Source organism: Roseateles sp. FW305-36 (assembly GCF_058787015.1).
In genome coordinates this window covers 168,161-191,685 of the sequence record NZ_JBYSZK010000012.1, presented here as the reverse complement: position 1 = coordinate 191,685, position 23,525 = coordinate 168,161, and the positions used below count along the sequence as shown (strand labels likewise).

General features: G+C 68.7%; 18 protein-coding genes. 11 read left to right on the top strand and 7 right to left on the bottom strand.

The features are described 5' to 3' along the window. Nucleotides 1-84: 84 nt before the first annotated feature. Nucleotides 85-1,344, top strand: coding sequence for an MFS transporter (locus AC3WOE_RS21490; RefSeq protein WP_492693363.1), 1,260 nt, complete (start codon nucleotides 85-87; stop codon nucleotides 1,342-1,344). Between the two features lie 7 nt (nucleotides 1,345-1,351). Here the strand turns inward: AC3WOE_RS21490 and AC3WOE_RS21485 are convergent, their stop codons facing one another. Further along, the gene (locus AC3WOE_RS21485; protein WP_492693361.1) at nucleotides 1,352-3,115 is read right to left on the bottom strand and encodes a bifunctional protein-serine/threonine kinase/phosphatase; all 1,764 of its coding nucleotides are present in this window, start codon (nucleotides 3,113-3,115) and stop codon (nucleotides 1,352-1,354) included. A gap of 307 nt (nucleotides 3,116-3,422) precedes the next feature. Between AC3WOE_RS21485 and nirB the strand changes: the two genes are divergently transcribed. From nirB to arsA, 6 genes are all read left to right on the top strand, one after another. Then, nucleotides 3,423-5,873: a nitrite reductase large subunit NirB gene (gene nirB / locus AC3WOE_RS21480; protein WP_492693359.1), complete on the top strand. Its 2,451-nt coding sequence runs from the start codon at nucleotides 3,423-3,425 to the stop codon at nucleotides 5,871-5,873. Further along, on the top strand, nucleotides 5,873-6,649 hold the full coding sequence (locus tag AC3WOE_RS21475; protein WP_492693358.1) for a type IV pili methyl-accepting chemotaxis transducer N-terminal domain-containing protein: 777 nt from the start codon (nucleotides 5,873-5,875) through the stop codon (nucleotides 6,647-6,649). Before nirB ends, AC3WOE_RS21475 begins: the two co-directional genes overlap by 1 nt. Before the next feature lie 8 nt (nucleotides 6,650-6,657). Then, entirely contained in the window at nucleotides 6,658-7,041 is a 384-nt protein-coding gene (nirD, locus tag AC3WOE_RS21470; protein WP_492693357.1) for a nitrite reductase small subunit NirD, read from the top strand. A gap of 30 nt (nucleotides 7,042-7,071) precedes the next feature. Continuing rightward, complete coding sequence (locus AC3WOE_RS21465) at nucleotides 7,072-9,834, top strand: nitrate reductase (RefSeq protein ID WP_492693355.1); 2,763 nt, start codon at nucleotides 7,072-7,074, stop codon at nucleotides 9,832-9,834. Further along, nucleotides 9,831-10,586, top strand: a complete 756-nt coding sequence (gene cobA / locus AC3WOE_RS21460; RefSeq protein WP_492693353.1) for a uroporphyrinogen-III C-methyltransferase — start codon at nucleotides 9,831-9,833, stop codon at nucleotides 10,584-10,586. The genes AC3WOE_RS21465 and cobA overlap by 4 nt, the downstream gene beginning before the upstream one ends. 173 nt (nucleotides 10,587-10,759) lie before the next feature. Continuing rightward, entirely contained in the window at nucleotides 10,760-12,556 is a 1,797-nt protein-coding gene (gene arsA / locus AC3WOE_RS21455) for an arsenical pump-driving ATPase (RefSeq protein WP_492693387.1), read from the top strand. A gap of 30 nt (nucleotides 12,557-12,586) precedes the next feature. Here arsA and AC3WOE_RS21450 read toward each other — a convergent pair whose 3' ends face one another. Further along, nucleotides 12,587-14,137: a methyl-accepting chemotaxis protein gene (locus AC3WOE_RS21450; RefSeq protein WP_492693351.1), complete on the bottom strand. Its 1,551-nt coding sequence runs from the start codon at nucleotides 14,135-14,137 to the stop codon at nucleotides 12,587-12,589. Between the two features lie 128 nt (nucleotides 14,138-14,265). Between AC3WOE_RS21450 and AC3WOE_RS21445 the strand changes: the two genes are divergently transcribed. Further along, the gene (locus AC3WOE_RS21445; RefSeq protein ID WP_492693350.1) at nucleotides 14,266-15,030 is read left to right on the top strand and encodes a type III pantothenate kinase; all 765 of its coding nucleotides are present in this window, start codon (nucleotides 14,266-14,268) and stop codon (nucleotides 15,028-15,030) included. Nucleotides 15,031-15,270: 240 nt separating this feature from the next. Here AC3WOE_RS21445 and AC3WOE_RS21440 read toward each other — a convergent pair whose 3' ends face one another. Beyond that, nucleotides 15,271-15,711 (bottom strand): hypothetical protein, encoded by a 441-nt coding sequence (locus tag AC3WOE_RS21440; RefSeq protein WP_492693348.1) that lies wholly within the window; start codon nucleotides 15,709-15,711, stop codon nucleotides 15,271-15,273. Between the two features lie 61 nt (nucleotides 15,712-15,772). On the opposite strand from AC3WOE_RS21440, the gene AC3WOE_RS21435 reads away from it, so the two are divergent. Both AC3WOE_RS21435 and AC3WOE_RS21430 read left to right on the top strand, forming a co-directional pair. Then, complete coding sequence (locus AC3WOE_RS21435) at nucleotides 15,773-16,768, top strand: ABC transporter substrate binding protein (protein WP_492693347.1); 996 nt, start codon at nucleotides 15,773-15,775, stop codon at nucleotides 16,766-16,768. Next, nucleotides 16,765-19,125: a hybrid sensor histidine kinase/response regulator gene (locus AC3WOE_RS21430; protein ID WP_492693345.1), complete on the top strand. Its 2,361-nt coding sequence runs from the start codon at nucleotides 16,765-16,767 to the stop codon at nucleotides 19,123-19,125. Before AC3WOE_RS21435 ends, AC3WOE_RS21430 begins: the two co-directional genes overlap by 4 nt. Here the strand turns inward: AC3WOE_RS21430 and AC3WOE_RS21425 are convergent. After that, on the bottom strand, nucleotides 19,122-19,847 hold the full coding sequence (locus AC3WOE_RS21425) for a response regulator (RefSeq protein WP_492693344.1): 726 nt from the start codon (nucleotides 19,845-19,847) through the stop codon (nucleotides 19,122-19,124). The genes AC3WOE_RS21430 and AC3WOE_RS21425 overlap by 4 nt on opposite strands. Before the next feature lie 280 nt (nucleotides 19,848-20,127). On the opposite strand from AC3WOE_RS21425, the gene AC3WOE_RS21420 reads away from it, so the two are divergent. Beyond that, complete coding sequence (locus AC3WOE_RS21420) at nucleotides 20,128-20,772, top strand: helix-turn-helix transcriptional regulator (RefSeq protein WP_492693343.1); 645 nt, start codon at nucleotides 20,128-20,130, stop codon at nucleotides 20,770-20,772. A 4-nt stretch (nucleotides 20,773-20,776) separates the two neighbouring features. On the opposite strand, the gene AC3WOE_RS21415 is transcribed toward AC3WOE_RS21420, so the two are convergent. From AC3WOE_RS21415 to hslV, 3 genes are read right to left on the bottom strand one after another with little or no spacing between them, the layout of a single operon-like run. Next, a complete protein-coding gene (locus tag AC3WOE_RS21415; RefSeq protein WP_492693341.1) occupies nucleotides 20,777-21,562 on the bottom strand; it encodes a potassium channel family protein in 786 nt (261 codons plus the stop codon). A 55-nt stretch (nucleotides 21,563-21,617) separates the two neighbouring features. Beyond that, nucleotides 21,618-22,943, bottom strand: coding sequence for an ATP-dependent protease ATPase subunit HslU (gene hslU / locus AC3WOE_RS21410; RefSeq protein WP_492693339.1), 1,326 nt, complete (start codon nucleotides 22,941-22,943; stop codon nucleotides 21,618-21,620). Continuing rightward, the gene (gene hslV / locus AC3WOE_RS21405) at nucleotides 22,940-23,506 is read right to left on the bottom strand and encodes an ATP-dependent protease subunit HslV (RefSeq protein WP_492693338.1); all 567 of its coding nucleotides are present in this window, start codon (nucleotides 23,504-23,506) and stop codon (nucleotides 22,940-22,942) included. Before hslV ends, hslU begins: the two co-directional genes overlap by 4 nt. Nucleotides 23,507-23,525: the final 19 nt, after the last annotated feature.

Genomic DNA, 23,525 nt, shown 5'->3' with positions numbered 1-23,525 from the left:
CCGCTGCGACGACGTTCCTGCCCTCCCCCGGCAAGCGAGTCAGCGGGTGGGCGTGGGCGCGCGCAGCCCGCACGAGAGCCCGAGATGTCCGCATTCCAGAACTTCAAACGCGCCGGCCACAGCCCCACGCTGTTCGCCGCCTTCCTGTACTTCGCGTTCTCCTGCTGCATCTGGGTGCTCAACGGCGCGCTGGCGCCCTTTATCAGCGAAGCCTATGGACTGACACCGGCCCAGAAGGGGCTGATGCTGTCGATTCCCATCATGGCCGGCGCGCTGATGCGCTTTCCACTGGGCCTGCTGTCCCAATACATCGGCCGCAAGAACGCGACGCTGGTGGAGATGGGCATGATCACCGTCGCCATGCTCTATGGCTACTTCATGGTGAAGAGCTATGACGACATGCTGGCCATGGGCGTGCTGCTGGGCATTGCCGGCGCCAGCTTCGGCGTGGCCCTGAGCCTGGGTTCGGGCTGGTTCCCGCCCCAATACAAGGGCCTGGCGATGGGACTGGTGGGCGCGGGCAATGTGGGCACGGCCGTCTCGGTGCTCGTGGCGCCGCCGCTGGCCCAGGCCTATGGCTGGCAGACGGTCTATGCCTTCGCGGCCGTCGCCATCCTGGTGCCGATGATGGTCATGATCGTCTTCGCCAAGGAGCCGCCCGACGTCGATTCGCACGCCACCATGCGCGAGCACGTCGCCTGCCTGTTCGAGAAGGACGGCTGGGCCTTCAGCCTGATCTATGGCGTGACCTTCGGCGGCTTCATCGGCCTGACGACGTTTTTGCCCACCTACTACTACGACCAGTTCGGCGTCTCCAAGGTGCAGGCCGGCCAGCTGACCATGCTGGCGGCCTTCATGGGTGCCGCGGTACGCGTCATCGGCGGCGCGCTGTCGGACCGTTGGGGCGGCGTCAACGTGCTGACGCTGGTGCTGGTCGTCGTCGCCGTCAGCCTGGGCTGCGTGGGCCTGGCCGGTGGCTCGCTGGTGCTGACCACGCTGCTGCTCATCGTCTGCTTCGCCGCTCTCGGCGCGGGCAATGGCGCCCTGTTCCAGCTGGTGCCGCTGCGCTGGCCCGCGGCCACCGCCGTGGCCGGCTCCATGATCGGCGAGATCGGCGCCCTGGGCGGCGGCCTGGTGCCCAACTTGATGGGCCTGTCCAAGCAGCATGCCGGCACCTATGCCTGGGGCTTTGTCGTCTTCGCCGTGCTGGCCGTGTTGATGCTCTTCGTCATGCGCGTCATGCAGATCCGTTGGACCCGCACCTGGGCCGAGAAGGGTGGGCGCGCGCGCCGCGCGACGGCAGCGGCTGCCGTCGCCGAGCCGGTGAACTACCAGCGCGTCTGAACAACGATCAGCGCGGCAGAAAGGCCAGCCAGGCGATCAGCAGCAAGTTGAGGATGACGGAGATGCCCAGCCCGATCTGCCAGGTCAGCGCCGGGTTGGCGTCCCGCGCCGGACGGGTGCGCACCGGTCCGGCCTGATCCCGTGCCGCCAGCCGCTCAAGCGCGAGCAGAAGTTCCTCGGCCGTCTCAAAGCGCGTCTTGGACTCTCGGGCAATGGCCCGCATGACGAGGCGATCCAGCGGCATCGGCACGCTGGGCTGCAGGCGGCTGACGCTGGCCGGCTCGCGCTTGTAGCGCGCCAGCTGGTAGGGCTCGATCTCGCCATAGGGCAACTTGCCGGTCAGGGCTTGATACAGCGTCACGCCGAGGGCGAACAGGTCCGAGCCCGCATCGGCCGGCTGTGGCGGGTCCTGCCATTGCTCGGGGTTGATATAGCTGGGCGTGCCGGCATGCAGCTCATGTGAGGCCGCCGGCGCGCGCGGGCTCAGCGCGACACCGAGATCCAGCACCCGCCACTGGCCGTCGTCGCCGAGATGGAGATTCGCGGGCTTGATGTCGCGGTGTACGACGTTGGCCGCATGCAGCAGGCTCAACGACCGCGCCACGGCACTGGCCAGAGCCAATGCCTGCGCGACGTCCAGTGGCCCCTTGGCCAACAACTGCTCCAGCGTGTGGCCCCCATGCCAGTCGAAGACGGCATAGAAGTGCGTCGCGCCGTCGGCTGGTGCATGCACGCGAACGAAGCCGCCGGAACTCCAATCACGGCCACCGCGCCGGCGGTGCCGCGGCGCCTCGGCCAGACGCAGGCCCAGCCAGATCTCATGGGCCAGCATGGCGCGCTCTTCAGGGTCGTCAGCGCGGCCGGGGCGCAGCATCTTCAGCGCGACGAGACGCCCCGTGGCCAGCTCGCGCGCCTGCAAGAGGCGATGCACGCCGTTGTCGGCGACAAGGGCGGTGATCTGGTAGCCGTCCAGGGTCGCGCCGACACCGAGAGGTCCAGGGCTGGGCAGTTGGCGGCCCAGCGCGGCGAGGTCGTTCAGCCCGGGATCGGCCAGGTCCTTGATGTCGAGCAGCAGGGCCGTCGCGTTGTCGTGGCTGCCAGCGGCCAGCGCCGCGGCGGTCAGCGCATCGGCCGCTGCCTGGGCGCCGGGCGTGGTGCGCAGGACGTCGGCGATCTCGCGGCTGCGCAGCACCCCATGCACGCCATCGCTGGTCAGCAGGAGGCGGTCGCCCACCTTCAGCTCGCCGGCGCTGTGGTCCATGCGCAGCGCATCGTCCAGGCCCAGGGCGCGCGTCAGGCCGGCGAAGTCGCGGCGCTCCATGCGATGGTCTTGCGTCAGCAGCAGGCATTGACCGTCGCGCAGCAGCCAGGCGCGGCTGTCGCCGATATGGGCCAGGGCATAGCGGCGGCCGCGCAGGGCGAAAGCCGTCAGCGTCGTCAGCGCCTCGCGCGGCTGGCCATCGGCGCCGGGGCGGCGGTTGTGAGACAGCAGCCAGGCGTTCTGGTGACCGAGCAGGCGGTCCAGGGCCACGCTGCTGTCCCAGTCGGGCGGCACGCCATGGAAGTCGCGCAGCAGGCTCATGACCGAGGTCTGGGCCGCCATCAGGCCGTCGCCGTTGGAGTGCTCGCCGCCGCTGACGCCATCGGCCAGGGCCGCCACCCAGCCCCGCTCCACCTCGTGCGCGGCCGGCGCCTGCACGCCCGCGAAGTCTTCGTTGCGTGGGCGCTTGCCTTGCAGGCTGGAGAGGCCGGTGTCGAGTTCGAAGCGCATGCGTGGTCGTCGTCAGTGATTTTCGGGCCGAGCGCCGGGCCGCTCCCTAGCCGGCCCGCACTGGCGATGTGCGTGCTGGTCGAGCCGGCACGCATCGCCGTCCCCGCGGGGGACCGGCCAAGGTACGCCTTGGACGAGGGGCCTCATCTTGGTGCGATTTTCGGGATGAGTGCACCCGCGCCGGGCTAGCGAACGCTTCGGCGTGGGGCGCCGCTGGCTGTTTTTCACGCCGCAGCAGGTCTGGAGGCCAGCTTCTTCGCTGGCACATGGCTTGCAAAGCAATTGGCAGGCCACTCAGGAGTACGGCATGAAGAAGATGAAGCTGGTGATGGTGGGCAACGGCATGGCCGGCGTGCGCACGCTGGAGGAGCTGCTCAAGATCACGCCGGATCTCTACGACATCACCGTCTTCGGCGCCGAGCCCCACCCCAACTACAACCGCATCCTGCTGTCGCCGGTGCTGGCCGGCGAGCAGACGATCGACGAGATCATCCTGAATCCGCTCTCCTGGTACGAGGAGAACGGCATCACCCTGCACCTGGGCAAGACGGTCACCGAGATCGACCGCGTGCGCCGCCGCGTGGTGGCCGTCGACGGTACGGTGGCCGAGTACGACCGCCTGCTGATCGCCACCGGCTCCAACCCCTTTGTGCTGCCGGTGCCAGGCAAGGAGCTCGAGGGCGTCATCGCCTACCGCGACATCGCCGACACCAACGCGATGATCGAAGCGGCCACGAAGTACAAGCATGCGGTCGTCATCGGCGGCGGCCTGCTGGGTCTGGAAGCCGCCAACGGCCTGATGCTGCGCGGCATGCAGGTGACGGTGGTCCACCTCGTCGACACGCTGATGGAGCGCCAGCTCGACACCGTGGCCGGCGACCTGCTGCGCAAGTCCCTGGTCGAACGTGGCCTCAACTTCATGCTGGGCGCCCAGACCCAGGAGCTGCTGGGCAACGAGGCCGGCCGCGTGCGCGCGATCAAGCTCAAGGGTGCCGATGGCCAGATCGTCGAACAGCCAGCCGACCTCGTCGTCATGGCCGCCGGCATCCGCCCCAATACGGCTCTCGCCGAGAAGGCCGGCCTGCACTGCAGCCGCGGCATCGTCGTGACCGACACCATGCAGACCGTCACCGACCCGCGCGTCTACTCGGTCGGCGAGTGCGCCGCCCACCGCGGCATCGCCTACGGCCTGGTCGCGCCGCTGTTCGAGCAGGGCAAGGTCTGCGCCACCCACCTGGCCCAGTTCGGCATCGGCCGCTATCTCGGCTCCTCGGTCAGCACCAAGCTCAAGGTGACGGGCATCGACCTGTTCTCGGCCGGCAACTTCACCGGCGGCGAGGGCACGGAAGAGATCGTCATGAGCGACCCCTTCGCCGGCGTCTACAAGAAGCTGGTCATCCAGAACGACCAGCTCGTTGGCGCCTGCCTTTATGGCGACACGGTGGACGGTGGCTGGTATTTCAAGCTGCTGCGCGAGGGCCGCAAGATCGCCGACATCCGCGACAAGCTGATGTTCGGTGAGGCGGGGGCCAACATCGGCGACGTGGGTCACCAGGGCGTCAGCCGCGCGGCCGCCATGGCCGACACCGACGAGGTCTGCGGCTGCAATGGCGTCAGCAAGGGCAGCATCTGCAAGGCCATCCGCGACAAGGGCCTGTTCACGCTGGACGAGGTGCGCAAGCACACCAAGGCTTCGGCCTCCTGCGGCAGCTGCACCGGCCTGGTCGAGCAGCTCATCATGTTCACGGCCGGCGGCGACTACTCGGCCACGCCCAAGAAGAAGGCCATCTGCGCCTGCACCGAGGCCAGCCACCAGGACACCCGCGACGCCATTGCCAAGGCCCATCTGCTGACCAAGGAAGACGTCTTCCGCGCGCTGGACTGGAAGACGCCCGATGGCTGCGCCACCTGCCGCCCGGCCGTCAACTACTACCTGATCTCCACCTGGCCCAAGGAGGCCGTGGACGATCCGCAGAGCCGCTTCATCAACGAGCGCAGCCACGCCAACATCCAGAAGGACGGCCGCTACTCGGTCATCCCGCGCATGTGGGGCGGCGAGACGACGAGCGCCGAGCTGCGCCGCATTGCCGACGCGGTGGACAAGTACAAGATCCCCACCGTCAAGGTCACCGGCGGCCAGCGCATCGACCTGCTGGGCGTCAAGAAGGAAGACCTGGTCGACGTCTGGAAGGACATCGCCATGCCCTCGGGCCATGCCTATGCCAAGGCCCTGCGCACCGTGAAGACCTGCGTCGGCAGCGAATGGTGCCGTTTCGGCACGCAGGACTCGACGCAGATGGGCAAGGACCTGGAGCGGGCACTGTGGCGCATGTATGCGCCGCACAAGGTCAAGATCGCCGTGTCGGGCTGCCCGCGCAATTGCGCGGAGGCCGGCATCAAGGATGTCGGCGTCATCGGCGTCGATTCGGGCTGGGAGATCTATGTCGCCGGCAACGGTGGCATCAAGACCGAGGTGGCCGAGTTCTTCTGCAAGCTGAAGACGCCCGAGGAAGTACTGGAGTACAGCGGCGCCTTCCTGCAGCTCTACCGCCTGGAGGGCTGGTACCTCGAGCGCACGGTGCACTACGTCGCGCGCGTCGGCCTGGACCACGTCAAGAAGCAGATCCTCGAGGACGCCGACAGGCGCAAGGCGCTGTGGGCGCAATTGCAGTTCAGCCTGGACGGCGAGCCCGACCCCTGGTTCGACTTCGACCCCGCCCATGTCGACCTGCGCCAGTTCGAGAAGGTCGGTGCCTGATGCTGAGCCGCCGTACCGCTCTCTTCGCTGGCCTGACCGTCGCGGCGCCGGCCTTTGCCCAAGCCCGCATCCACCAGCTCGGCGAAGCCATCGACATGGCCGGCGCCCAGCGCATGCTGAGCCAGCGCATGGGCAAGGCCTGGCTGGGCCAGCTCCGCCCCGAACTCGCGCCGCGCGCCCGCCAGGTGCTGCAGGCCAGCGAGATGCGCTTCGAGCGCCAGCTGGGTGAACTGCTGGCCTTCGCGCCCACGCCCGAGATCGCCGGTTGCTACAAGGCCATGAAGCACCGCTTCGGCGACTACCGCGCCCTGCTTCAGAGCACGCCCAGCGCGGAACGTGTCGACGAGCTGCTGCAGACCTCGGGCGAGATGCTCAGCCTCGCTCAGGTCGCGACCGGCCAGTTGCAGCAACGCTCGGCCGCCGCAACCGCGATGCTGATCAATATGTCGGGCCGGCAGCGCATGCTGTCGCAGCGCCTGGCCCTGTTCTTCATGGCCGGCCAGCAGGGCGCCCGCCCGGATCTGGTCGCCAAGGAAACCGTCAGGGCGAGATCGGAGTTCGAGACCGCCATGCGCGTGCTGGGTTCCGCACCGGAATTGACGCCCGCCATCCGCGAGAACCTGGACCTGGCCGGCAACCAGTGGGTCTTTCTGCAATCGGCGCTGGCCGGCGAAAGCCAGGGACCGGAGGCGGCCAGCAACGTCTTTGTGGCGAGCGAGAACCTGCTCGCCGTGATGGAAACCGTGACGGGGCAGTTTGCCCGCCAACTCGGATGACAACGACCATGGACGACTGGACCCGCATCTGTGCCCTGCAGGACATCCCCGTGCTGGGCTCGCGCCGCGTGAGCCGCCCGGTCGGCGTCGACGTGGCCTTGTTCCGCACCACCGAGGACGAAGTCTTCGCGCTGCTGGATCGCTGCCCCCACAAGGGCGGCCCGCTGAGCCAGGGCATCGTCTTCGGCAAGAACGTGGCCTGCCCCCTGCACAACTGGACCATAGGTCTCAACGACGGCTGCGCCCGCGAGCCCGATGAAGGTTGCACGCCGAGCTTCCGGGTGAAGCTGGATGGGGGCGAGGTGTTTCTTCTGCAAGCAGAACTCGACACGCTGGCCCTGGACCTCCCGGCCCCCGTGGCAGGCCCAAAGATTCCGATAGCGGTGGCGTAAGAGGCTGAGACCCGCCCGCCTGAGAAGAACATGAACGAGACAAAGTCCACCTGCCCGTATTGCGGCGTCGGCTGCGGAGTCATCGTCGAACACGATGACACGCAGATCACCGGCGTGCGCGGCGACCCGGATCACCCGGCCAACTTCGGCCGGCTCTGCACCAAGGGCACCAATCTGCACCTGACGGCCACGCCGGTCGTCATCCAGCACCAGCGCCTGCGCGAACCGCAGAAACGCGCCGCGCGGGGCGTCCAGCCCGAGGTCATGGCCTGGGACCAGGCCAATCGCGAGATCGCCGACAAGCTACTCGCCATCCGCGCCGCGCACGGCCCCGAAGCCATAGCCATCTACATCTCCGGCCAACTGCTGACCGAGGACTATCACGCCTTCAACAAGCTGGCCCGCGCCGTCATCGGCACGCCCCACATCGATTCCAACTCGCGGCTTTGCATGAGCTCGGCCGTGGTCGGCTACAAGCAGGCCCTGGGCGCCGACGCCCCGCCGTGCAGCTACGAGGACATCGAGCTGGCCGACTGTGTTTTGATCAGCGGCGCCAACCCGGCCTGGGCTCATCCCATCCTGTTCCGTCGCCTGGAAGCGGCGAAGAACAACAAGCCGGGCCACAAACTCATCGTCATCGACCCGCGCAAGACCGAGACGGCCGAGCTCGCCGACCTTCATCTGCAGATCCGCCCCGGCACCGATGTGGCGCTGTGCCACGGCCTGCTGCACGCGGTCATCTGGCAGGGCTGGACGGCCGGCGACTTCATCGCGCAGTCCACCGAAGGCTTCGACGCGCTGAAGGAGCTGGTGCGCGACTGGGCACCGTCGCGCGCCGCCCAGGTCTGCGGCGTGAAGGAGGCCGACATCTGGCAGGCGGCCGAGTGGTTCGCGACCTCGCCGTCAGCCCTCAGCCTGTATTGCCAAGGCCTCAATCAGAGCAGCAGCGGCACGGCCAAGAACACGGCCCTCATCAATCTGCACCTGGCCACCGGCCAGATCGGCAAGCCCGGCGCCGGCCCCTTTTCGCTGACCGGCCAGCCCAATGCCATGGGCGGCCGCGAGAGCGGCGGCATGGCCACGCTGCTGCCCGGTCATCGCGACCCGGGCAAGGCCGAGGACTGGGCCGAGATCGAAGCGTTGTGGGGTGTGCCCGGCCTGCCGGCCAAGCGCGGCCACACCGCCGTCGAGATGTTCGAAGCCGCCGCCCGCGGCGAGATCAAGGCGCTGTGGATTGCCTGCACCAACCCGGCCCAATCCATGCCCGACCAGACCACCGTGCGCAAGGCGCTGGAGCGCTGCGAGCTGGTCATCCTGCAGGAAGCCTTTGCCCACACGGCCACGGCCAGATATGCGGACTATCTGCTGCCCGCCGCCACCTGGGGCGAGAAGGAAGGCACCGTCACCAACAGCGAGCGCCGCATCAGCCGCGTGCGTCCGGCCGTGCCGGCCGCGGGCGAGGCGCGGGCCGATTGGCGCATCGTGCGTGACATTGCCGCGCTGATCGACGCCGGCCTGGGTCGCGCACCGCGCATCGCCGCCAACAGCCCCGAGGACCTCTGGCTCGAGCACCGCGAAGCCACCCGCGGCCGTGACCTCGACATCACCGGCCTGTCCTGGATCACGCTGGACACCGAAGGCCCGCAGCAGTGGCCCTTCGTCACCGGTTCGACACCCCGCCTCTACACCGACGGCCGCTTCGCCACCGCCGACGGTCGCGCCCGCTTCATCACCAAGCCCTATGCGGCCACCGCCGAGACGGCCAGCCCCAAACGTCCCTTTGCCTTGACCACCGGCCGCATGCGCGACCAGTGGCATGGCATGAGCCGCAGCGGCAGCGTGCCGCGCCTGTTCGCCCACGAGGGCAAGCCGCTGGTGCGCGTGAACCCCAGCGACGCCGCCCGCCGCAAGCTGGCCGAGGGCGAGCTGGTGCACGTGCGCTCCAGGCGCGGCGAGGTGGTACTGCCGCTCAAGCTGGATGAGAACGTGCCGCTGGCCGGCGCCGACATTGCCATGCATTGGGGCGACGAATTCATCGGCGCCCAGCTCGGCATCAATGCAGTGACGCAAGGTGCCTTCTGCCCCGACTCCAAGCAGCCCGAGCTGAAGTTCAGCGCCGTCGCCATCGAGCCGGCCGATCTACCCTGGCGTTTGAGCGCCTGCGCCTGGGTCGCCCCCGAGGACGCACCCGCCCTGCGCGAGCAGCTGCGCGCGCTGATGCCGCGCTTCGGCTATGCGCATTGCCTGCCCGAGCCCGCGAGATCAGATCACGGCGAGCAGGTCGGCTGGGCCTTCGAGGCCGCCTGCGCCGAGGCGCCCTCTCCCGAACTGGTCGACGAACTCGCCGCCGTGCTGGGCCTGAACAGTCCCGCCGTGCTGCGCTACGCCGATGCCCAGCGCGGCCGGCTGCGCCTGCTCAATCTCGACAAGGATTTCGACGGTTGCGACCTGCAGACCGCGCCGCTGCAGGCCCTGCTGCGCGTCGGCCAGCATGACGAAGGCGCCTGGCTGGTGGACTTGTGGCGCGAGCGCACGGCGGCGAGCGCCGTCGGCCGCTGGCTGCTGTCGCCGGGCGCGCCGCCCACCAACACGGCGGCCGCCAGCCCCCAGGTCTGCAACTGCTTCGACGTGCGCGAAGACGTCATCCGCTTCACGCTGGCCCGCTGCAGCGGCAGCTCCGCCGAACGCCTGTCCCAACTGCAGGCCGAGAAGAAATGCGGCACCCAATGCGGCTCCTGCCTGCCGACGCTGCGCCGCCTGGTCGCCACCACTCCCGAAGAGGTCCCCGCATGAGCAGTCCCCACACCGTCTCTCTCGTCGGCGCCGGCCCCGGCGACCCGGAGCTGCTGACCGTCCGCGCGCTCAAGCGCATCGAAGCGGCCGATGTCGTGCTGGCCGACGACCTCATCGACCCGCGCGTGCTGTCCCTCGTCCAGGGCCGCCTGCTGCGCGTCGGCAAGCGCGGCGGCTGCATCAGCACCGACCAGCACTTCATCCACGCACTGATGATCCGCGAAGCCAAGGCCGGCCATCGCGTCGTGCGCCTCAAGGGCGGCGACCCCTTCGTCTTCGGCCGCGGCGGCGAGGAGGTCGATGCGCTGCGCGAGGCTGGTCTCGAGGTCGAAGTGGTGAGCGGCCTGACCAGCGGCATCGCCGGCCCGGCCGCCGTTGGCATCCCGGTCACCGACCGCCGTGCCTCGCCCGGCGTCATCCTCGTCACCGGCCACCCCGGCGAAGGCCGTGCGGAGCCCGACTGGGCGGCGCTGGCGCGCACGGGCCTGACCTTGGTGATCTACATGGGCGTCGCCCGCGCGGCCGACATCACGGCCAAGTTGCTGGCGGCCGGACTGCGCGCAAACTTGCCCGCAGCCATCGTCAGCGCAGCGCATACGGCTCAGCAGCGGCACGCGGTGACGACGCTGGCCGGGCTGACCGGCTGCATCCAACGTGAAGGACTGAAAAGCCCGGCGCTGCTGGTCATCGGCGACGTGGCCACCCATGCGGCCCTGAGCGCCGTGCCGCGGGACCTGCGGCAGGCGGGCTGAGGCCCAGGGCCTCGGCACCGTCAACTGCCGGGCGCCGTCCTGATCCCGGTCAAGACGGCCAGCGGCCGATCAAGCACAGTGGGCGCATGGACAAGCCCACGAAGATCGCAAGCCCCGACGAGACCGGGACGCGCGGTGTGCACGACGCGCTCGGCGTCACCCTGCCAGAACGAATGGCGACAGCTCACATCGGGTTCGTCGATGCCCCGACCCGGTACCTGTTCTTCACCGGCAAGGGCGGTGTGGGCAAGACGTCGTTGTCGACCGCCGCGGCGCTGGCGCTGGCCGACGCCCGCAAAAGGGTCTTGCTCGTCAGCACCGATGCCGCGTCCAACCTTGACGAGATGCTCGGCATCGAGTTGCGCAACACACCCGTGCCGGTTCCCGGCGCGCCGGGTCTGTCGGTGCTCAATATTGACCCAGACCGTGCCGCCGAGTCCTACCGCCAGCGCGTGCTGTCCCAGATGGGAGAGCGCGCGACCGAGGAGGAGCGGTCGACGGTCCGAGAGCAGCTGTCCGGCGCCTGCACAACCGAAATTGCCTCCTTCGACGAGTTCTCCTCCCTGCTGGCGGAAGGTGCGCAGGGCTGGGACCACGTCGTCTTCGATACGGCCCCGACCGGGCACACGCTGCGGCTGCTGAGCCTGCCCAAGGCCTGGACCGGCTTCCTGAAGGGCAATGACCGGGGGGCCTCCTGCCTTGGGCCCCACTCGGGGCTGAAGATGCAGGAGACGCGCTTCAAGGCCGCGCTTGATGCCTTGTGCGACCCCGCAACGACGACCGTCGTCCTCGTGACCCGGCCCGACCACGCGACCATCGCCGAGGCAGCGCGCACCTCTGTCGAGCTGCATGAGCTCGGCCTGACCCACCAGCGCCTGGCGATCAACGGCGTGTTCCATGCCAGCGACAGCGCAGACGCGGTGGCCCGTGCCATCGAGGACCTCGGTCGGCAGGCCCTGGAGGCCATGCCCGCAGGTCTGCGCGAACTGCCCCAGGATCAAATCCCGCTGCGCCCCTTCGATACGGTGGGACTGGCCGCCCTGCGTGCCTTGCTCGCGCGGGGACCTGTACCGGTGGCCTCACCTGCGGGGGAACATGCTGCGAGCGGCGGCTCGCCCCCCGGGCTCGCCGCGCTGGCGGACGACCTGGCCGCCGCCGGGCATGGGCTGATCATGGTGATGGGCAAGGGGGGCGTCGGCAAGACCACCATCGCAGCCGCGCTGGCGATCGGGCTGGTGCAACGAGGCAAGACCGTGCACCTCAGCACCACGGACCCCGCGGCCCACCTGACCGGCACGCTGGGCGGCGACTGGCCGGGATTGAGGGTGAGCCGCATCGACCCCAAGGTGGAGACCCGGCGCTACATCGACAAGATCATGGCGGCCAAGTCACCCCATCTCGACGCGCAGGAGCAGGCCCTGCTGCTGGAAGACCTGCAGTCCCCCTGCACCGAAGAGGTGGCGGTCTTTCACGCCTTCTCGCGCATCGTCAGCGAAGGCAGGAGCGCCTTCGTCGTGCTGGACACCGCCCCTACCGGTCACTCGATGCTGCTGATGGATGCAACCGGGGCCTATCACCGGCAGATGACGCGCGAATTCGAAGGCCACGGCGCCACCCGCGTCGTGACGCCGCTGATGCGGCTGCAGGACGGGGCGTACACGAAGATCGTCCTCGTGACGCTGCCTGAGGTGACGCCGGTGTCTCAGGCGGCTGCGCTGCAGGACGACCTGCGGCGCGCTGGCATCGAGCCCTTTGCCTGGGTGCTCAACAAGAGCCTGCTCGCTGCTGGCACGCGCGACCCCTTGCTGCGGACGCGGCTGGCCGGAGAGCTCCGACAGATCGAGCGCATGGCCACGGGCCTGGCCGAGCGGATCTACGCGCTGCCCTGGCTGGCGGTGCCGCCTGTCGGTCTCGGTGCGCTGTCGAAGCTCGTCGAGCCGCCAGGCAGCGACGGGCACACCCTCGGCTGAAGCGAGCTGGCGTCAGGCAGACGATGCGGCTCAGCTCAGCTTGAACGACGACACCAGCCCCGCGAGGCGCACCGCCTGCTCCTTCAGCGACTGAGCCGCCGCCGCGGACTCTTCCACCAGCGCGGCGTTCTGCTGGGTCATATGGTCCAGCTCGGTCACGGTGCCGTTGACCTGGGCAATGCCCTGACTCTGCTCGACGGCCGCGGCGCTGATCTCGCCAATGATGTCGGTCACGCGCTGCACCGAGCCGACGATGTCGGTCATGGTCGTGCCGGCGTCGTTGACCAGATGGGTGCCGGCCTCGACGCGCTCGACGCTGGCGCCGATCAGCGCCTTGATCTCGCGCGCCGCTTCGGCACTGCGCTGGGCCAGCGAACGCACCTCGCCGGCCACGACCGCGAAGCCGCGGCCCTGCTCGCCGGCACGCGCCGCTTCCACGGCGGCATTCAGCGCCAGGATATTGGTCTGGAAGGCAATGCCATCGATGGTGCCGATGATGTCGGCGATCTTGCGGCTGGCGTTGTTGATCTCGCCCATGGTGCTGACGACGCGCGACACCACCTCGCCGCCACGGCCGGCCGTCTCGGCGGCAGCACCGGCGAGCTGCTTGGCCGTCATGGCCGAGTCGGCGCTCTGGCTGACGGTGCCGGTCAGCTGGGTCATGGAGCTTGAGGCCTGCTGCAGATTGGAGGCCGTCTGCTCGGTGCGCTGCGACAGGTCCATGTTGCCGGTGGCCACCTCGGCAGACGCGACCTGGATGCTCTCGGCCGACTCGCGCACCTGGCCGACGATCTCGGACAGCGATTGCTGCATGGCGGCCAGGGCCTGCATCATCTCGGCGGATTCGTCGGTGCCGCGGGCTTCGGGCGCGCGCGACAGGTCGCCGTCGGCCATGCGCTCGGCGAAGCGCTTGGCCGCCACCAGCGGACCGATGATGGAGCGGGAGATGAACACCGCCAGTGCACCGCCGATGACGATGCAGACGATGAAGGTAACGATGAAGACGCCGAAGATCTTGCTGACCCCGCTATCCACCTGGGTGAAGACCTCATCGCCGCGCTTCTTCAGATCGCCCTCGATGCCATTGAGCATGGCCAGGGCGGGGTCATAAGCGGCATCGGCAGCCTTGATGTCCTCGAAGGCAGCCTGGGCGTCGGGGTAGCTGTCGGCCAGGATCTTGTCGGCCACCGGCTTGACGGCCTTGCGGTAGTCAGCCATCAGGGCACGGAACTTGACCAGGGCATCCTTGCCCTTCTGCTCGGTGGAGATGGCACCGAAGTCGTCCATGGCCTTGTCCAGGCTGACCTGGGCGGCGTCCCACTCCTTCTTGGCCCGAGCCATGCCTTCCTTGTTGAAGATGGAGGCCACCAGCGTGGATGTGGCTGCCTTGCTCTGCAGCAGCTGGCTGCGGGCCGACATGGTGATGTTGGAGGCCGGGATCAGCTTCTGCGTGATGCCCTGGATGGCCTTCTGCGACACATCCAGTCCATACCCCCCGACCGCCACCAGCAGCGCCGTCATCGCCAGGATGATGCCGAAGGCCAGCCAGAGGCGGGCTTGGATGCGCAGACGTCGCAGCATGGAGGTTCTCCGGTGGAAGGGGCGATCAGAAGTAGCCGCTGATTGAAGCAGAAACCCGCACAGGCGGATACAAATGCGCTGGTAGGCTCGCGCCATTCGTCACGTCTTTGGTCACGCCACGACCCACCATGAGCTTTCTGGCTATCGACATTGGCAACACAAGACTGAAATGGGCCGTCTACGAGGACGACGCCCCGCCCGGCAGCCAGCCGCTGCAGCATGGCGCCGTGTTCCTGGAGAACATCGACCGGCTGGCCGACGATGACTGGCAAGGCCTGGCCCCGCCGACGCGCATCCTTGGCAGCAATGTCGCCGGTGATGCCGTGCGCCGTCGCGTCGAGGAGCAGATGGAGCACTGGGACCTCAGCGCCCGCTGGGTCGTGCCGGCGTCAGAGGCGGCCGGCGTCAAGAACGGCTATGACCACCCGACGCGCCTGGGCGCGGACCGCTGGGTCGCCGTCATCGGTGCCCATGCCCATGCCAGGAAGCGCGGCTTCGACGGCCCGGTGCTGACCGTCATGGTTGGCACGGCGGTGACGGTGGACGCGCTATCGGCCGGCGCCGAATTTCTCGGCGGCCTCATCCTGCCCGGCCACGGCATCATGCTGCGCGCTCTCGAAGGCGGCACCGCCGGCCTGCGCGTGCCCACCGGCGAGGTGCGCGACTTCCCCACCAACACCAGCGACGCGCTGACCACGGGTGGCACCTTCGCCATCACCGGCGCCATCGAACGCATGTTCCGCCTGCTGACCAAGCGCGAGGGCCGCGAGCCCCTGCTGCTGATGACGGGTGGTGCCGGCTGGAAAGTGGCCCCGGCGCTGGACGCGCCCCATGAACTCGTCGAAGGCCTGATCTTCGACGGCCTGCTGGCCATCAATTCGGTGCGGAGCTGACGAGGTCGAGGAGATCGGGCGCAGGACCGCCGCAACTTCGGCCGAGCGCGACGGCGCGGCCTCGCGTCGCGCCGGTCTGCGATGAACACTCACGCCGGCCCACTCACCACTTTTGAGGATGGCACTCCAGGCCGACCCCGGCATCGTGCTCCCTCGCCGGGGGAGCTCAACCGCGATGGGGACAAATACGAAAAGGCCGCCTCCCGCTGCGGGTGAGGCGGCTTGACAGCATGCAGTTGATCAGGGGCCGTCGGAAAAATGGGACAGCAGCGTGCAGGCTATCGCGTCGCCCACCCATGCCTTGCCTTCGTCGGTGGCCAGCCACTTGACGGCGGCGTCATAGTTGCCGTCGATGGGGTGGCATGCAAAGAACTTGCCGCCGACATCTTGAGCGTATTCGGCAAGGCAACTGTCCAGCCGCCAACCCGTGCTGCCGGACGGGGTCGGCGGCGATGTCAGGACGGCCGTTCTCGTACCAGCAGGCGCAGGCTTCGGGCAGGGTGCACAGGTGGCGCGAACCGCAAGAACATCGCGCGGGGGCGGCGGCGCCGGTGGCAGGACCCCGCCGCTGATGGCGAAGTCCGGTTGTGGCGTGTCGTACCACTCAGCGGCGTCGCAGGTGATCGTCCCCGGTTTTGCCTCTGACACCTTGACCCACACGTATCGATGAAGCGTCGTCACATTGCCCTCCTTGGCGGTAGATTGCGTTACCGACGGTAACGCTCGCAGAGGATAGTCAGCCGTGTTTGATTTGCCTATTGGCCGTTTGGCTCAAGCCATAGGGATAAGCCTGGTCGCCCTCCTGGTGGCCTGCAAGCCCGCCAAGGAAGCGGATCGCGCACCTGCCGCCGTCGAAGTGGTGTTTCTGACCCGCGGCGACGCAGCGAAGGACAGCTATTTCCAGCGCTTCTCCGCAGCGCTGAAGAAGCTGTATCTGCGCGCACCGGACCAAGTCCGTGTCGTCGCACTGAGCATGCCCGCTGACCCGGCCGACATCCCTGCCGCCCTGCAACGCGCCGCGGCACGTCAGCCCATGCTGTTCGTCGCCCAGAACGGTACGCTGGCCCGTCAGGTGCGTCAGGCAGCACCGCATGCCCGACTGGTGTTCTCCAGCCGCGCCGACCCGGTGGAACTCGGGTTGATCACGCATCCGGTAACCCGGTCCGAGCCGGCAACAGGACTGTCGATTCAAGACAGGCTGAACGCCAAACGTCTGGAGATGCTGCTGGACGCCTATCCGACGCTGCGCTCAGTCGCGGCACTCGGCGATGCGGAGTGGCTGGCATCACTGGCTGAGGAGCGCGCTGACATGGAGCGCGTCGCCGCGGGCCGCGGCGTGACTCTGCAGGTCCTCAGTGCCACATCCGTCGAGGCTGCCCTCGCGTTGGTGGATGTACCCGCGCATGCGAGCATCCAGGCTTGGTGCCTGCCGCGCACGACCTTGACCTTGGACGCCCGACTCGGCCAGCACATCACCGCTCTCGGAAAGCCGGTCATGGCCGCATATACACCCGACGTGTACACGTTTGCTCATCTGTCCTATGCCTACGACAGTGACTTCGTTGCGCCGGCCTTGGCCGAATTGGTGGCCCGGGTTGCGGGGGGCGAGGCGCCGCAGGACATACCGATTCAGACACCACAGCGTTTCCAACTTGCCGTGCGCATCCCCACCGACCCCAGGTTCCCGCCGCTGAACGCCGACGTGGTGCGGCGCGCCGACCTCGTCCTGCGGCCATGAGCGCTTCGTTCTCTCAAGAACGCTGGATGTCGCCCCTGGCCCGCCGCTACGCGCTGCGGCTGTGCGGCCTGACGCTGCTCATGCTGCTGATCTCGGGCGTCACGGAAATGGTTTTTAGCTACCGCGAGGCGCGCGAGCACATCGCGGCGCTGCAGTCGGTGCAGGCCGAAAGCGCCGCGCGCGAGATCGGCAGCTACCTGGGCGGCATAGAGGCTGGACTGCGCGACGTGGCCAAGATGCCCTGGGGGACGGCAGAGTTCGGCCCCGCACAGCGCCGCGAGGAGTTCTACCGCCTGATGCAAATGGTGCCAGCCATCGTCGAGTTGCAGGCGCTGGACGCCCAGGGCCGTGAGCAGTTGTGGCTGTCGCGCAGCGCGCCCATGCGTACCGGCTCGGGCCGGCAAGTGGACGAAAGCGAGCGACTGGCGGTATCGGCGCAGCAGCCGCTGCGCCGTGGCCCCACCTTCTTCAACGAAGCCCAACTGCCCGCCATGCGCATAGCTGCCTTCGACGGCCAGGGTGCGGTGTCGGCCGTGGTGGACCTGCGCCTGCTCGGCGAGATCGTCGCGCGGATGGGCTCAGCCCACGGTGGCCAAGCCTTCATCGTGGACGGCGCAGGCCGGTTGATCGCCCACACCCACGCCACCGAGGTGCTGGCGCGTCGCTCTCAGGCCGAACCTGATGCGGTGCGCGAAGCTCGCGCTGCCCTGGCCTCGGGCGGACGGCTGTCGGGCGAGTCCACGGCCGACGCGCAGGGCCGGCCGGTAATCGTCTCGGCGGCACAGGTGCCGGAGACAGGCTGGCTGGTGTTCGTGGAACAGCCTCGGCGCGAGGCATTGGAGCCCGTATTCGCCACACTGGCACGTACGCTGGTCCTGATGGCGGTGGGTGGCGGTTTGGCAGCGCTACTGGGCACGCTGTTTGCGCGCCGCATGGCCGCACCTATCGTGGCGCTCAAGGCGGCTACCGCACGCATCCTGTCCGGTCAGCTGGAGGCCGACATTCCACGCCCCTACACCTCGCGACGCCAGGATGAGGTGGAGGATCTTGCAGGCGACATCAACCAGCTGACCCACCGTCTGCGCGACCTCTACGCCAGCCTCGAAGCCAAGGTCGCCGCCCGCACCCAGGAACTCTCAGACGCCCGCGACGTCCTCGAAGACCGTGCCCACGAAATCGACCTCCTGAACCAGCGCCTGATGACCCAGCTCGACGAGCTCTCGCAGCGCAAGGACGAGGCCGAGCGGGCCAATGCGGCCAAGACCCGCTTTCTCGCGGCCGCCAGCCATGACCTGCGCCAGCCCATGCACTCGATCAGCCTGCTCATCGGCGTGCTGCGCACCCGCCTGAGCGATCCGGCGCAGATCGACCTCGCCGACAAGGTGCAGTCTTCCGTCACGACCATGGAGAACCTGTTCGGCAACCTGCTGGACATCTCCAAGCTCGACGCCGGCGCCGTGCATCCCCACATCGAGGAGGTGGACCTGGGCTGGTTGCTTGATCGCGCGGCGCAGACCTGGTTGCCGCAGGCCCAGGAAAAAGGATTGACCCTGCGCGTGCGACCCGGCCGCTGGGTGGTGAGGGGCGACGCGACGCTGCTGGAACGCATCGTCGGCAACCTGCTCGCCAATGCCATCCGCTACACCCGCAGCGGCGGCGTGCTGGTCGGCTGCCGCCGCCGCGGCGAGCATTGCGAGCTGCAGATCTGGGACACCGGCCCCGGTATCGCGGAAGAGCACCGCGAGGCCATCTTCGAGGAGTTCTTCCGCATCGGGGCGCCCGGCACGGGGCAGGAAAAGGGCCTGGGGCTGGGCCTGTCCATCGTGCGCCGCTGCGTGCACATCCTCGGCTATTCGATCGCCGTGCAGAGCCGCGAGGGGCGGGGCTCGGTGTTCAAGGTCACCCTGCCGCTGGCCGCCGGCGCCGCGGCCCTGCATGACATCAGCAGCACCATGGACACCACGCCGCAGGCGCTGGAGGGCAACTTCATCGTCGTCGTCGACGACGAGGCCACCAATCGCGAGGCGGTGCGCGACGCGCTGCTGGCCGCCGGCTGCCACGTCGTCATCGCCGCCAGCGGCGACGAGGCGCTGCTGCAGTTGCGCGATCATCTGCGCACGCCCGACCTCATCCTGACCGATTTCCAGCTCGGCACCACGGGCGATGGCCTGGACGTGATCCGCCGGCTGCGCGCCCACTACGACGAGCAAATCCCCGCCCTCGTCGTGACGGCCAACACGGATGCCCGCCTGCTGGCCGAGACCAACGCCCTGGGTGCCGGCCTGCTGCACAAGCCCGTCGGCCTGCAGCGCCTGCTGCTGGCCTTGAAGGAGTCGCTGGAGACGGCGGCCGGCTAAGCGTCGAAGCGCAGGCCGATGCGGCCGGCAGCGACGATAGCCTGGGTGCGGGTGGTGACGTTCAGCGCGCGCAGCACGGCCGAGGTGTGGGCCTTCACGGTGCTCAACGACAGGTCGAGCTCGCGGCCGATCAGCTTGGCAGGCTTGCCCTGCAGCAGCAGATGCAGGACCTCGGCCTGGCGCGAGGTGAGCCCCAGGTCGGCGGGACGGCGCGAGGCGGTGCCCGCGGTCGATTCGGCGCCGGCCGGCGCGGCGGTCACCATCGGCGTGACGGCAGCGGCAACGGGCGCCACCGCCGGCGGCGTGGCCGGCGCCGGGTTGCGCGCCGCCAGGAACACGCTGGGCGGCAGATAGATGCCCTTGGCGAGGATGAGCTTGAGCGCGCCGATCATGACCGCCGAGGTCGAGCTCTTGGGAATGAAGCCCATGGCACCGGCGTCCAGGGCCGCGAGCACGGTGTCCTTGTCATCGGCCGAGGACATGACGACGACGGGCATCTCGGGGTGGGCCTCGCGCAGCCGCCGCACGCCCTCCAGGCCCGAGGCGCCCGGCAGGCCCAGGTCGATGAGGACAAGATCAGCGGCGCCGCGCGCCTCGATGACGGCAACCGCTTCCTCGCAGCTGCCGGCCTCCCAGGTTTCCAGGGGCTGCACGAGGGGGCGCAGCAGCAGGGCAATGCCCTCCCTGAACAAAGTGTGGTCGTCGACGAGCAGGACTCTCATGGGGCGCAAAAGGTACAGACCGATATTAGCGAGCAATGGGGATCGCCAGCCCGCCGCGGCATTGGGCTTTTGGATAGGCCTCAATGGCAAGCCATGCTCACAAACCCTCACAACCGGAATCGCCGCGGGGCGGACCTGACCCGCCTGTCGAGCGGCAGGTGCGGCAACGCCACTGGGCCATCTGGCCGGGCCGTCTGGAGGAGGCGCGAAGCCGCGGCGGCGGCCAAACTTGCCAGCAAATCAACCGCTGTCATCGCCACGGCTCAGGGAGATCTTCATCATGCTGACCGCACTCCAGACCCCCTCAAGCGCCACACGCCCCCTGGCAAGCGCCGCATCCTCCGTGCAGACCTGCCAGGTGTTGGCTGCCCTGCCCCAGCCCATGCTGGTCGTGCGGCCGGACCGGCGCCTGCTGTTTCGCAACCGCGGTGCCGAGGGCCTGCTCCGTGATCGACGCGTGGATGTGAGTGCCGATCACCTGATGCACATCGGCCAGCTCGACGCCACGCGGCTGGAGGCGCCGTTGCGCCTGGCCCAGGCTGGTTCCACCTCCTATGTCGGCCTGTGGTTCACACCACAGATCAGCACCGGCTGGATGCACATCATGCCCCTGCCCGACGACCTCGCGGCCAGCGCCGGCTGGCCCTCAGACGCGGTGCTGCTGGTCATCCACCTCGACCAGCCCGCCTTGACCCAGGCCGCCCGCATCGACGCGCTGGCCCGCCACAGCCGCCTCAGCGCCACCGAGCGCCATGTGCTGATGCTGCTGGGCGACGGCATGACGGTCGAGATCGCCGCGACTCATCTCGGCCTGTGCCTGTCGACGCTGCGCAGCCATGTGCGCAACCTGCTCGGCAAGACGCAGGCATCGACGCTGATGCAACTGCTGCGCTGGGTGGGCAGCGGCCAGGCCCTGCCGCATTGAGTGCTCAGACTGCCGGCGGGCGCCGGCTCTCCCGCAGCGCCGCCACCTCCGCCCGCAGCGCGCCCACCTCGGCGTGCAACTGGCGCAGGATGTCGTGCTCGATGCGCCGCTCGGTCGTCTCCACCCACATCGCCGCGATGGCGGCGGTGACGAGGGAGAGCACGGCGTAGCCGAGCAGCACGACGAAGACGGAGAAGATCTTGGCGGCCGGGGTGCTGGGCACGATGTCGCCATAGCCCACGGTGGCGGCGGTCGTGAAGGCCAGCCAGAGGCCGTCGCCCAGGGAGTGCACGCGCGGCTCCAGCGCCCAGAAGCCGACGCCGCAGAAGCACAGCACCGCGAACGCCAGCAGCAGCAGGTAGCCCAGGCCGCCGCGGGTGATCCAGGGCCGCAGCGTCCAGACCATGCGCACCAGGCTGAGCAGGGCCACGGCCAGCCGCACGGCCAGGCTGATCGACGAGTCCACGCTGGCGGGCAGCAGGGCCGCCAGCACGAAGCCGGCGATCAGTGCCAGGTCCAGCACATTGCGCCGCAGGTGCTGGCGCGGGTGGTCGAGATGGGTGGCCACCCGCCACAGCGCCAGCGCGAGAATGCCGGCCGCCGTCAGGTAGATGGCCGTGGCCAGCGGCGTGGGCAGCTGCTCCAGCAGCTCGATGTAGAAGGCGGGGATGGTGGCCAGCAGGGCCACGACAACGGGCCAGCGCCAGCGTGATCGCTCGCGCACGGCGGCCGCGCTGGTGCCCGGCGGATGCGCCAGACCCCAGGTGCGCGAAGACGGATGGACGGCCATGCGCCCAGCCTAAACGACCGTCGACCTGGCCGCAGTGCCCGTTCGCGGTCCCGCCTCAGAGGATGAAGCGCGAGAGATCCTCGTTGGCCGCCAGCGCGCCCAGCTTGGCATCCACGGCCGCCGCGTCGATGACCACGGTCTGACCGGCGTTGCGCGGTGCGTCGAAGCTGATCTCGTCGAGCAACCTCTCCATCACCGTGGCCAGGCGTCGCGCGCCGATGTTCTCGGTGCGCTCGTTGACCTCGAAGGCGATCTCGGCCAGGCGGCGGATGGCACCGGGCTGCAGGTCCAGCGTGACGCCCTCGGTCGCCAGCAAGGCCTGGTATTGCTTGACGAGGCTGGCGTGGGTGCTGGTCAAGATGGCCTCGAAATCGGCCACTGACAGCGAGTCCAGTTCGACGCGGATGGGTAGCCGGCCCTGCAACTCGGGAATGAGGTCGCTGGGCTTGGCGAGGTGGAAGGCACCGCTGGCGATGAAGAGGACATGGTCGGTCCGCACCATGCCGTATTTGGTCGACACCGTGGTGCCTTCCACCAGCGGCAGCAGGTCGCGCTGCACGCCCTGGCGCGAGACCTCGGCGCCGCCGCTCTCCTGGCGCGAGGCCACCTTGTCGATCTCGTCGATGAAGACAATGCCCATTTCCTGGGCATTGACCAGGGCGGTGGCGCGGATCTCTTCCTCGTTGACGAGCTTGGCAGCCTCCTCGTCGACCAGCAGCTTCATCGCCTCGGCGATCTTGAGCTTGCGGGTCTTCTTCTGGTGGCCGCCGAACTGGCTGAACATGCCCTTCAGCTGCTCGGCCATGTCCTCCATGCCGGGCTGGTTGCCGAACGGGGTCAGCACCTCCAGGCTGGGCTTGGGCGCCAGCAGGTCGAGCTCGATGTCCTTGTCGTCGAGCTGGCCCTCGCGCAGGCGCTTGCGAAAGGCCTGGCGCGTCGGGTTGTCGCTGTCCTTGTCGGTTCGGGAGCCGGGCAGCAACACGTCCAGGATGCGCTCCTCGGCGGCATCCTCGGCACGGGTCTGGCAGCGGCGCATGGCCACCTCGCGCTCCTGCTTGACGGCGACCTCGACGAGATCGCGCACGATAGAGTCCACGTCCTTGCCGACATAGCCGACCTCGGTGAACTTGGTCGCCTCGACCTTGATGAAGGGCGCCCCGGCCAGCCGGGCCAGGCGGCGGGCGATCTCGGTCTTGCCGACGCCGGTCGGGCCGATCATCAGGATGTTCTTGGGCGTGATCTCGCCGCGCAGCTTCTCGTCGACCTGCTGGCGGCGCCAGCGGTTGCGCATGGCGATGGCGACGGCGCGCTTGGCGGCCTGCTGGCCGACGATGTGGCGGTCGAGTTCGGAGACGATCTCCTGGGGCGTCATCGAACTCATTCGAGCACCTCGAGGGTGTGGTTCTGGTTGGTGTAGATGCAGATCTCGCCGGCGATCTCGAGCGACTTCTTGACGATGTCGGCGGCGCTCAGCTCGGTGTTGGCCAGCAGGGCCTTGGCGGCAGCCTGGGCATAGGCACCGCCGGAACCGATGGCGACGATGCCCTGCTCGGGCTCCAGCACGTCGCCGTTGCCGGTGATGATCAGCGAGGCCGTCCTGTCGGCCACGGCCAGCATGGCCTCCAGGCGGCGCAGCACGCGGTCGGTGCGCCAGTCGCGCGTCAGCTCGACGGCCGCGCGCACGAGGTGGCCCTGGTGCTTTTCCAGCTTGGCCTCGAAGCGCTCGAACAGCGTGAAGGCGTCGGCCGTGGCGCCGGCGAAACCGGCCAGCACCTGGTCGCGGTAGAGCTTGCGCACCTTGCGGGCGCTGGCCTTGACGACGGTGTTGCCCAGGGTGACCTGGCCATCGCCGCCGATGGCGACCTGCCAGCCGGTGGGCGTCTGGCGGCGTACCGAGACGATGGTGGTGCCGTGGTAGACGGCAGAGGAGGAATCAGAGGACATAGCCGTTCCAGTTGAGGAC

Excerpts from the sequence above, each read along its gene's own strand:
- AC3WOE_RS21465 (WP_492693355.1), top strand. The coding sequence starts at position 7,072 with ATGAACGAGACAAAGTCCACCTGCCCGTATTGCGGCGTCGGCTGCGGA.
- AC3WOE_RS21450 (WP_492693351.1), bottom strand. The coding sequence starts at position 14,137 with ATGCTGCGACGTCTGCGCATCCAAGCCCGCCTCTGGCTGGCCTTCGGC.
- AC3WOE_RS21490 (WP_492693363.1), top strand. The coding sequence starts at position 85 with ATGTCCGCATTCCAGAACTTCAAACGCGCCGGCCACAGCCCCACGCTG.
- nirD (WP_492693357.1), top strand. The coding sequence starts at position 6,658 with ATGGACGACTGGACCCGCATCTGTGCCCTGCAGGACATCCCCGTGCTG.
- cobA (WP_492693353.1), top strand. The coding sequence starts at position 9,831 with ATGAGCAGTCCCCACACCGTCTCTCTCGTCGGCGCCGGCCCCGGCGAC.
- AC3WOE_RS21475 (WP_492693358.1), top strand. The coding sequence starts at position 5,873 with ATGCTGAGCCGCCGTACCGCTCTCTTCGCTGGCCTGACCGTCGCGGCG.
- AC3WOE_RS21445 (WP_492693350.1), top strand. The coding sequence starts at position 14,266 with ATGAGCTTTCTGGCTATCGACATTGGCAACACAAGACTGAAATGGGCC.
- AC3WOE_RS21420 (WP_492693343.1), top strand. The coding sequence starts at position 20,128 with ATGCTGACCGCACTCCAGACCCCCTCAAGCGCCACACGCCCCCTGGCA.
- arsA (WP_492693387.1), top strand. The coding sequence starts at position 10,760 with ATGGCGACAGCTCACATCGGGTTCGTCGATGCCCCGACCCGGTACCTG.
- AC3WOE_RS21485 (WP_492693361.1), bottom strand. The coding sequence starts at position 3,115 with ATGCGCTTCGAACTCGACACCGGCCTCTCCAGCCTGCAAGGCAAGCGC.
- hslU (WP_492693339.1), bottom strand. The coding sequence starts at position 22,943 with ATGAGTTCGATGACGCCCCAGGAGATCGTCTCCGAACTCGACCGCCAC.
- nirB (WP_492693359.1), top strand. The coding sequence starts at position 3,423 with ATGAAGAAGATGAAGCTGGTGATGGTGGGCAACGGCATGGCCGGCGTG.
- hslV (WP_492693338.1), bottom strand. The coding sequence starts at position 23,506 with ATGTCCTCTGATTCCTCCTCTGCCGTCTACCACGGCACCACCATCGTC.
- AC3WOE_RS21415 (WP_492693341.1), bottom strand. The coding sequence starts at position 21,562 with ATGGCCGTCCATCCGTCTTCGCGCACCTGGGGTCTGGCGCATCCGCCG.
- AC3WOE_RS21425 (WP_492693344.1), bottom strand. The coding sequence starts at position 19,847 with ATGAGAGTCCTGCTCGTCGACGACCACACTTTGTTCAGGGAGGGCATT.
- AC3WOE_RS21430 (WP_492693345.1), top strand. The coding sequence starts at position 16,765 with ATGAGCGCTTCGTTCTCTCAAGAACGCTGGATGTCGCCCCTGGCCCGC.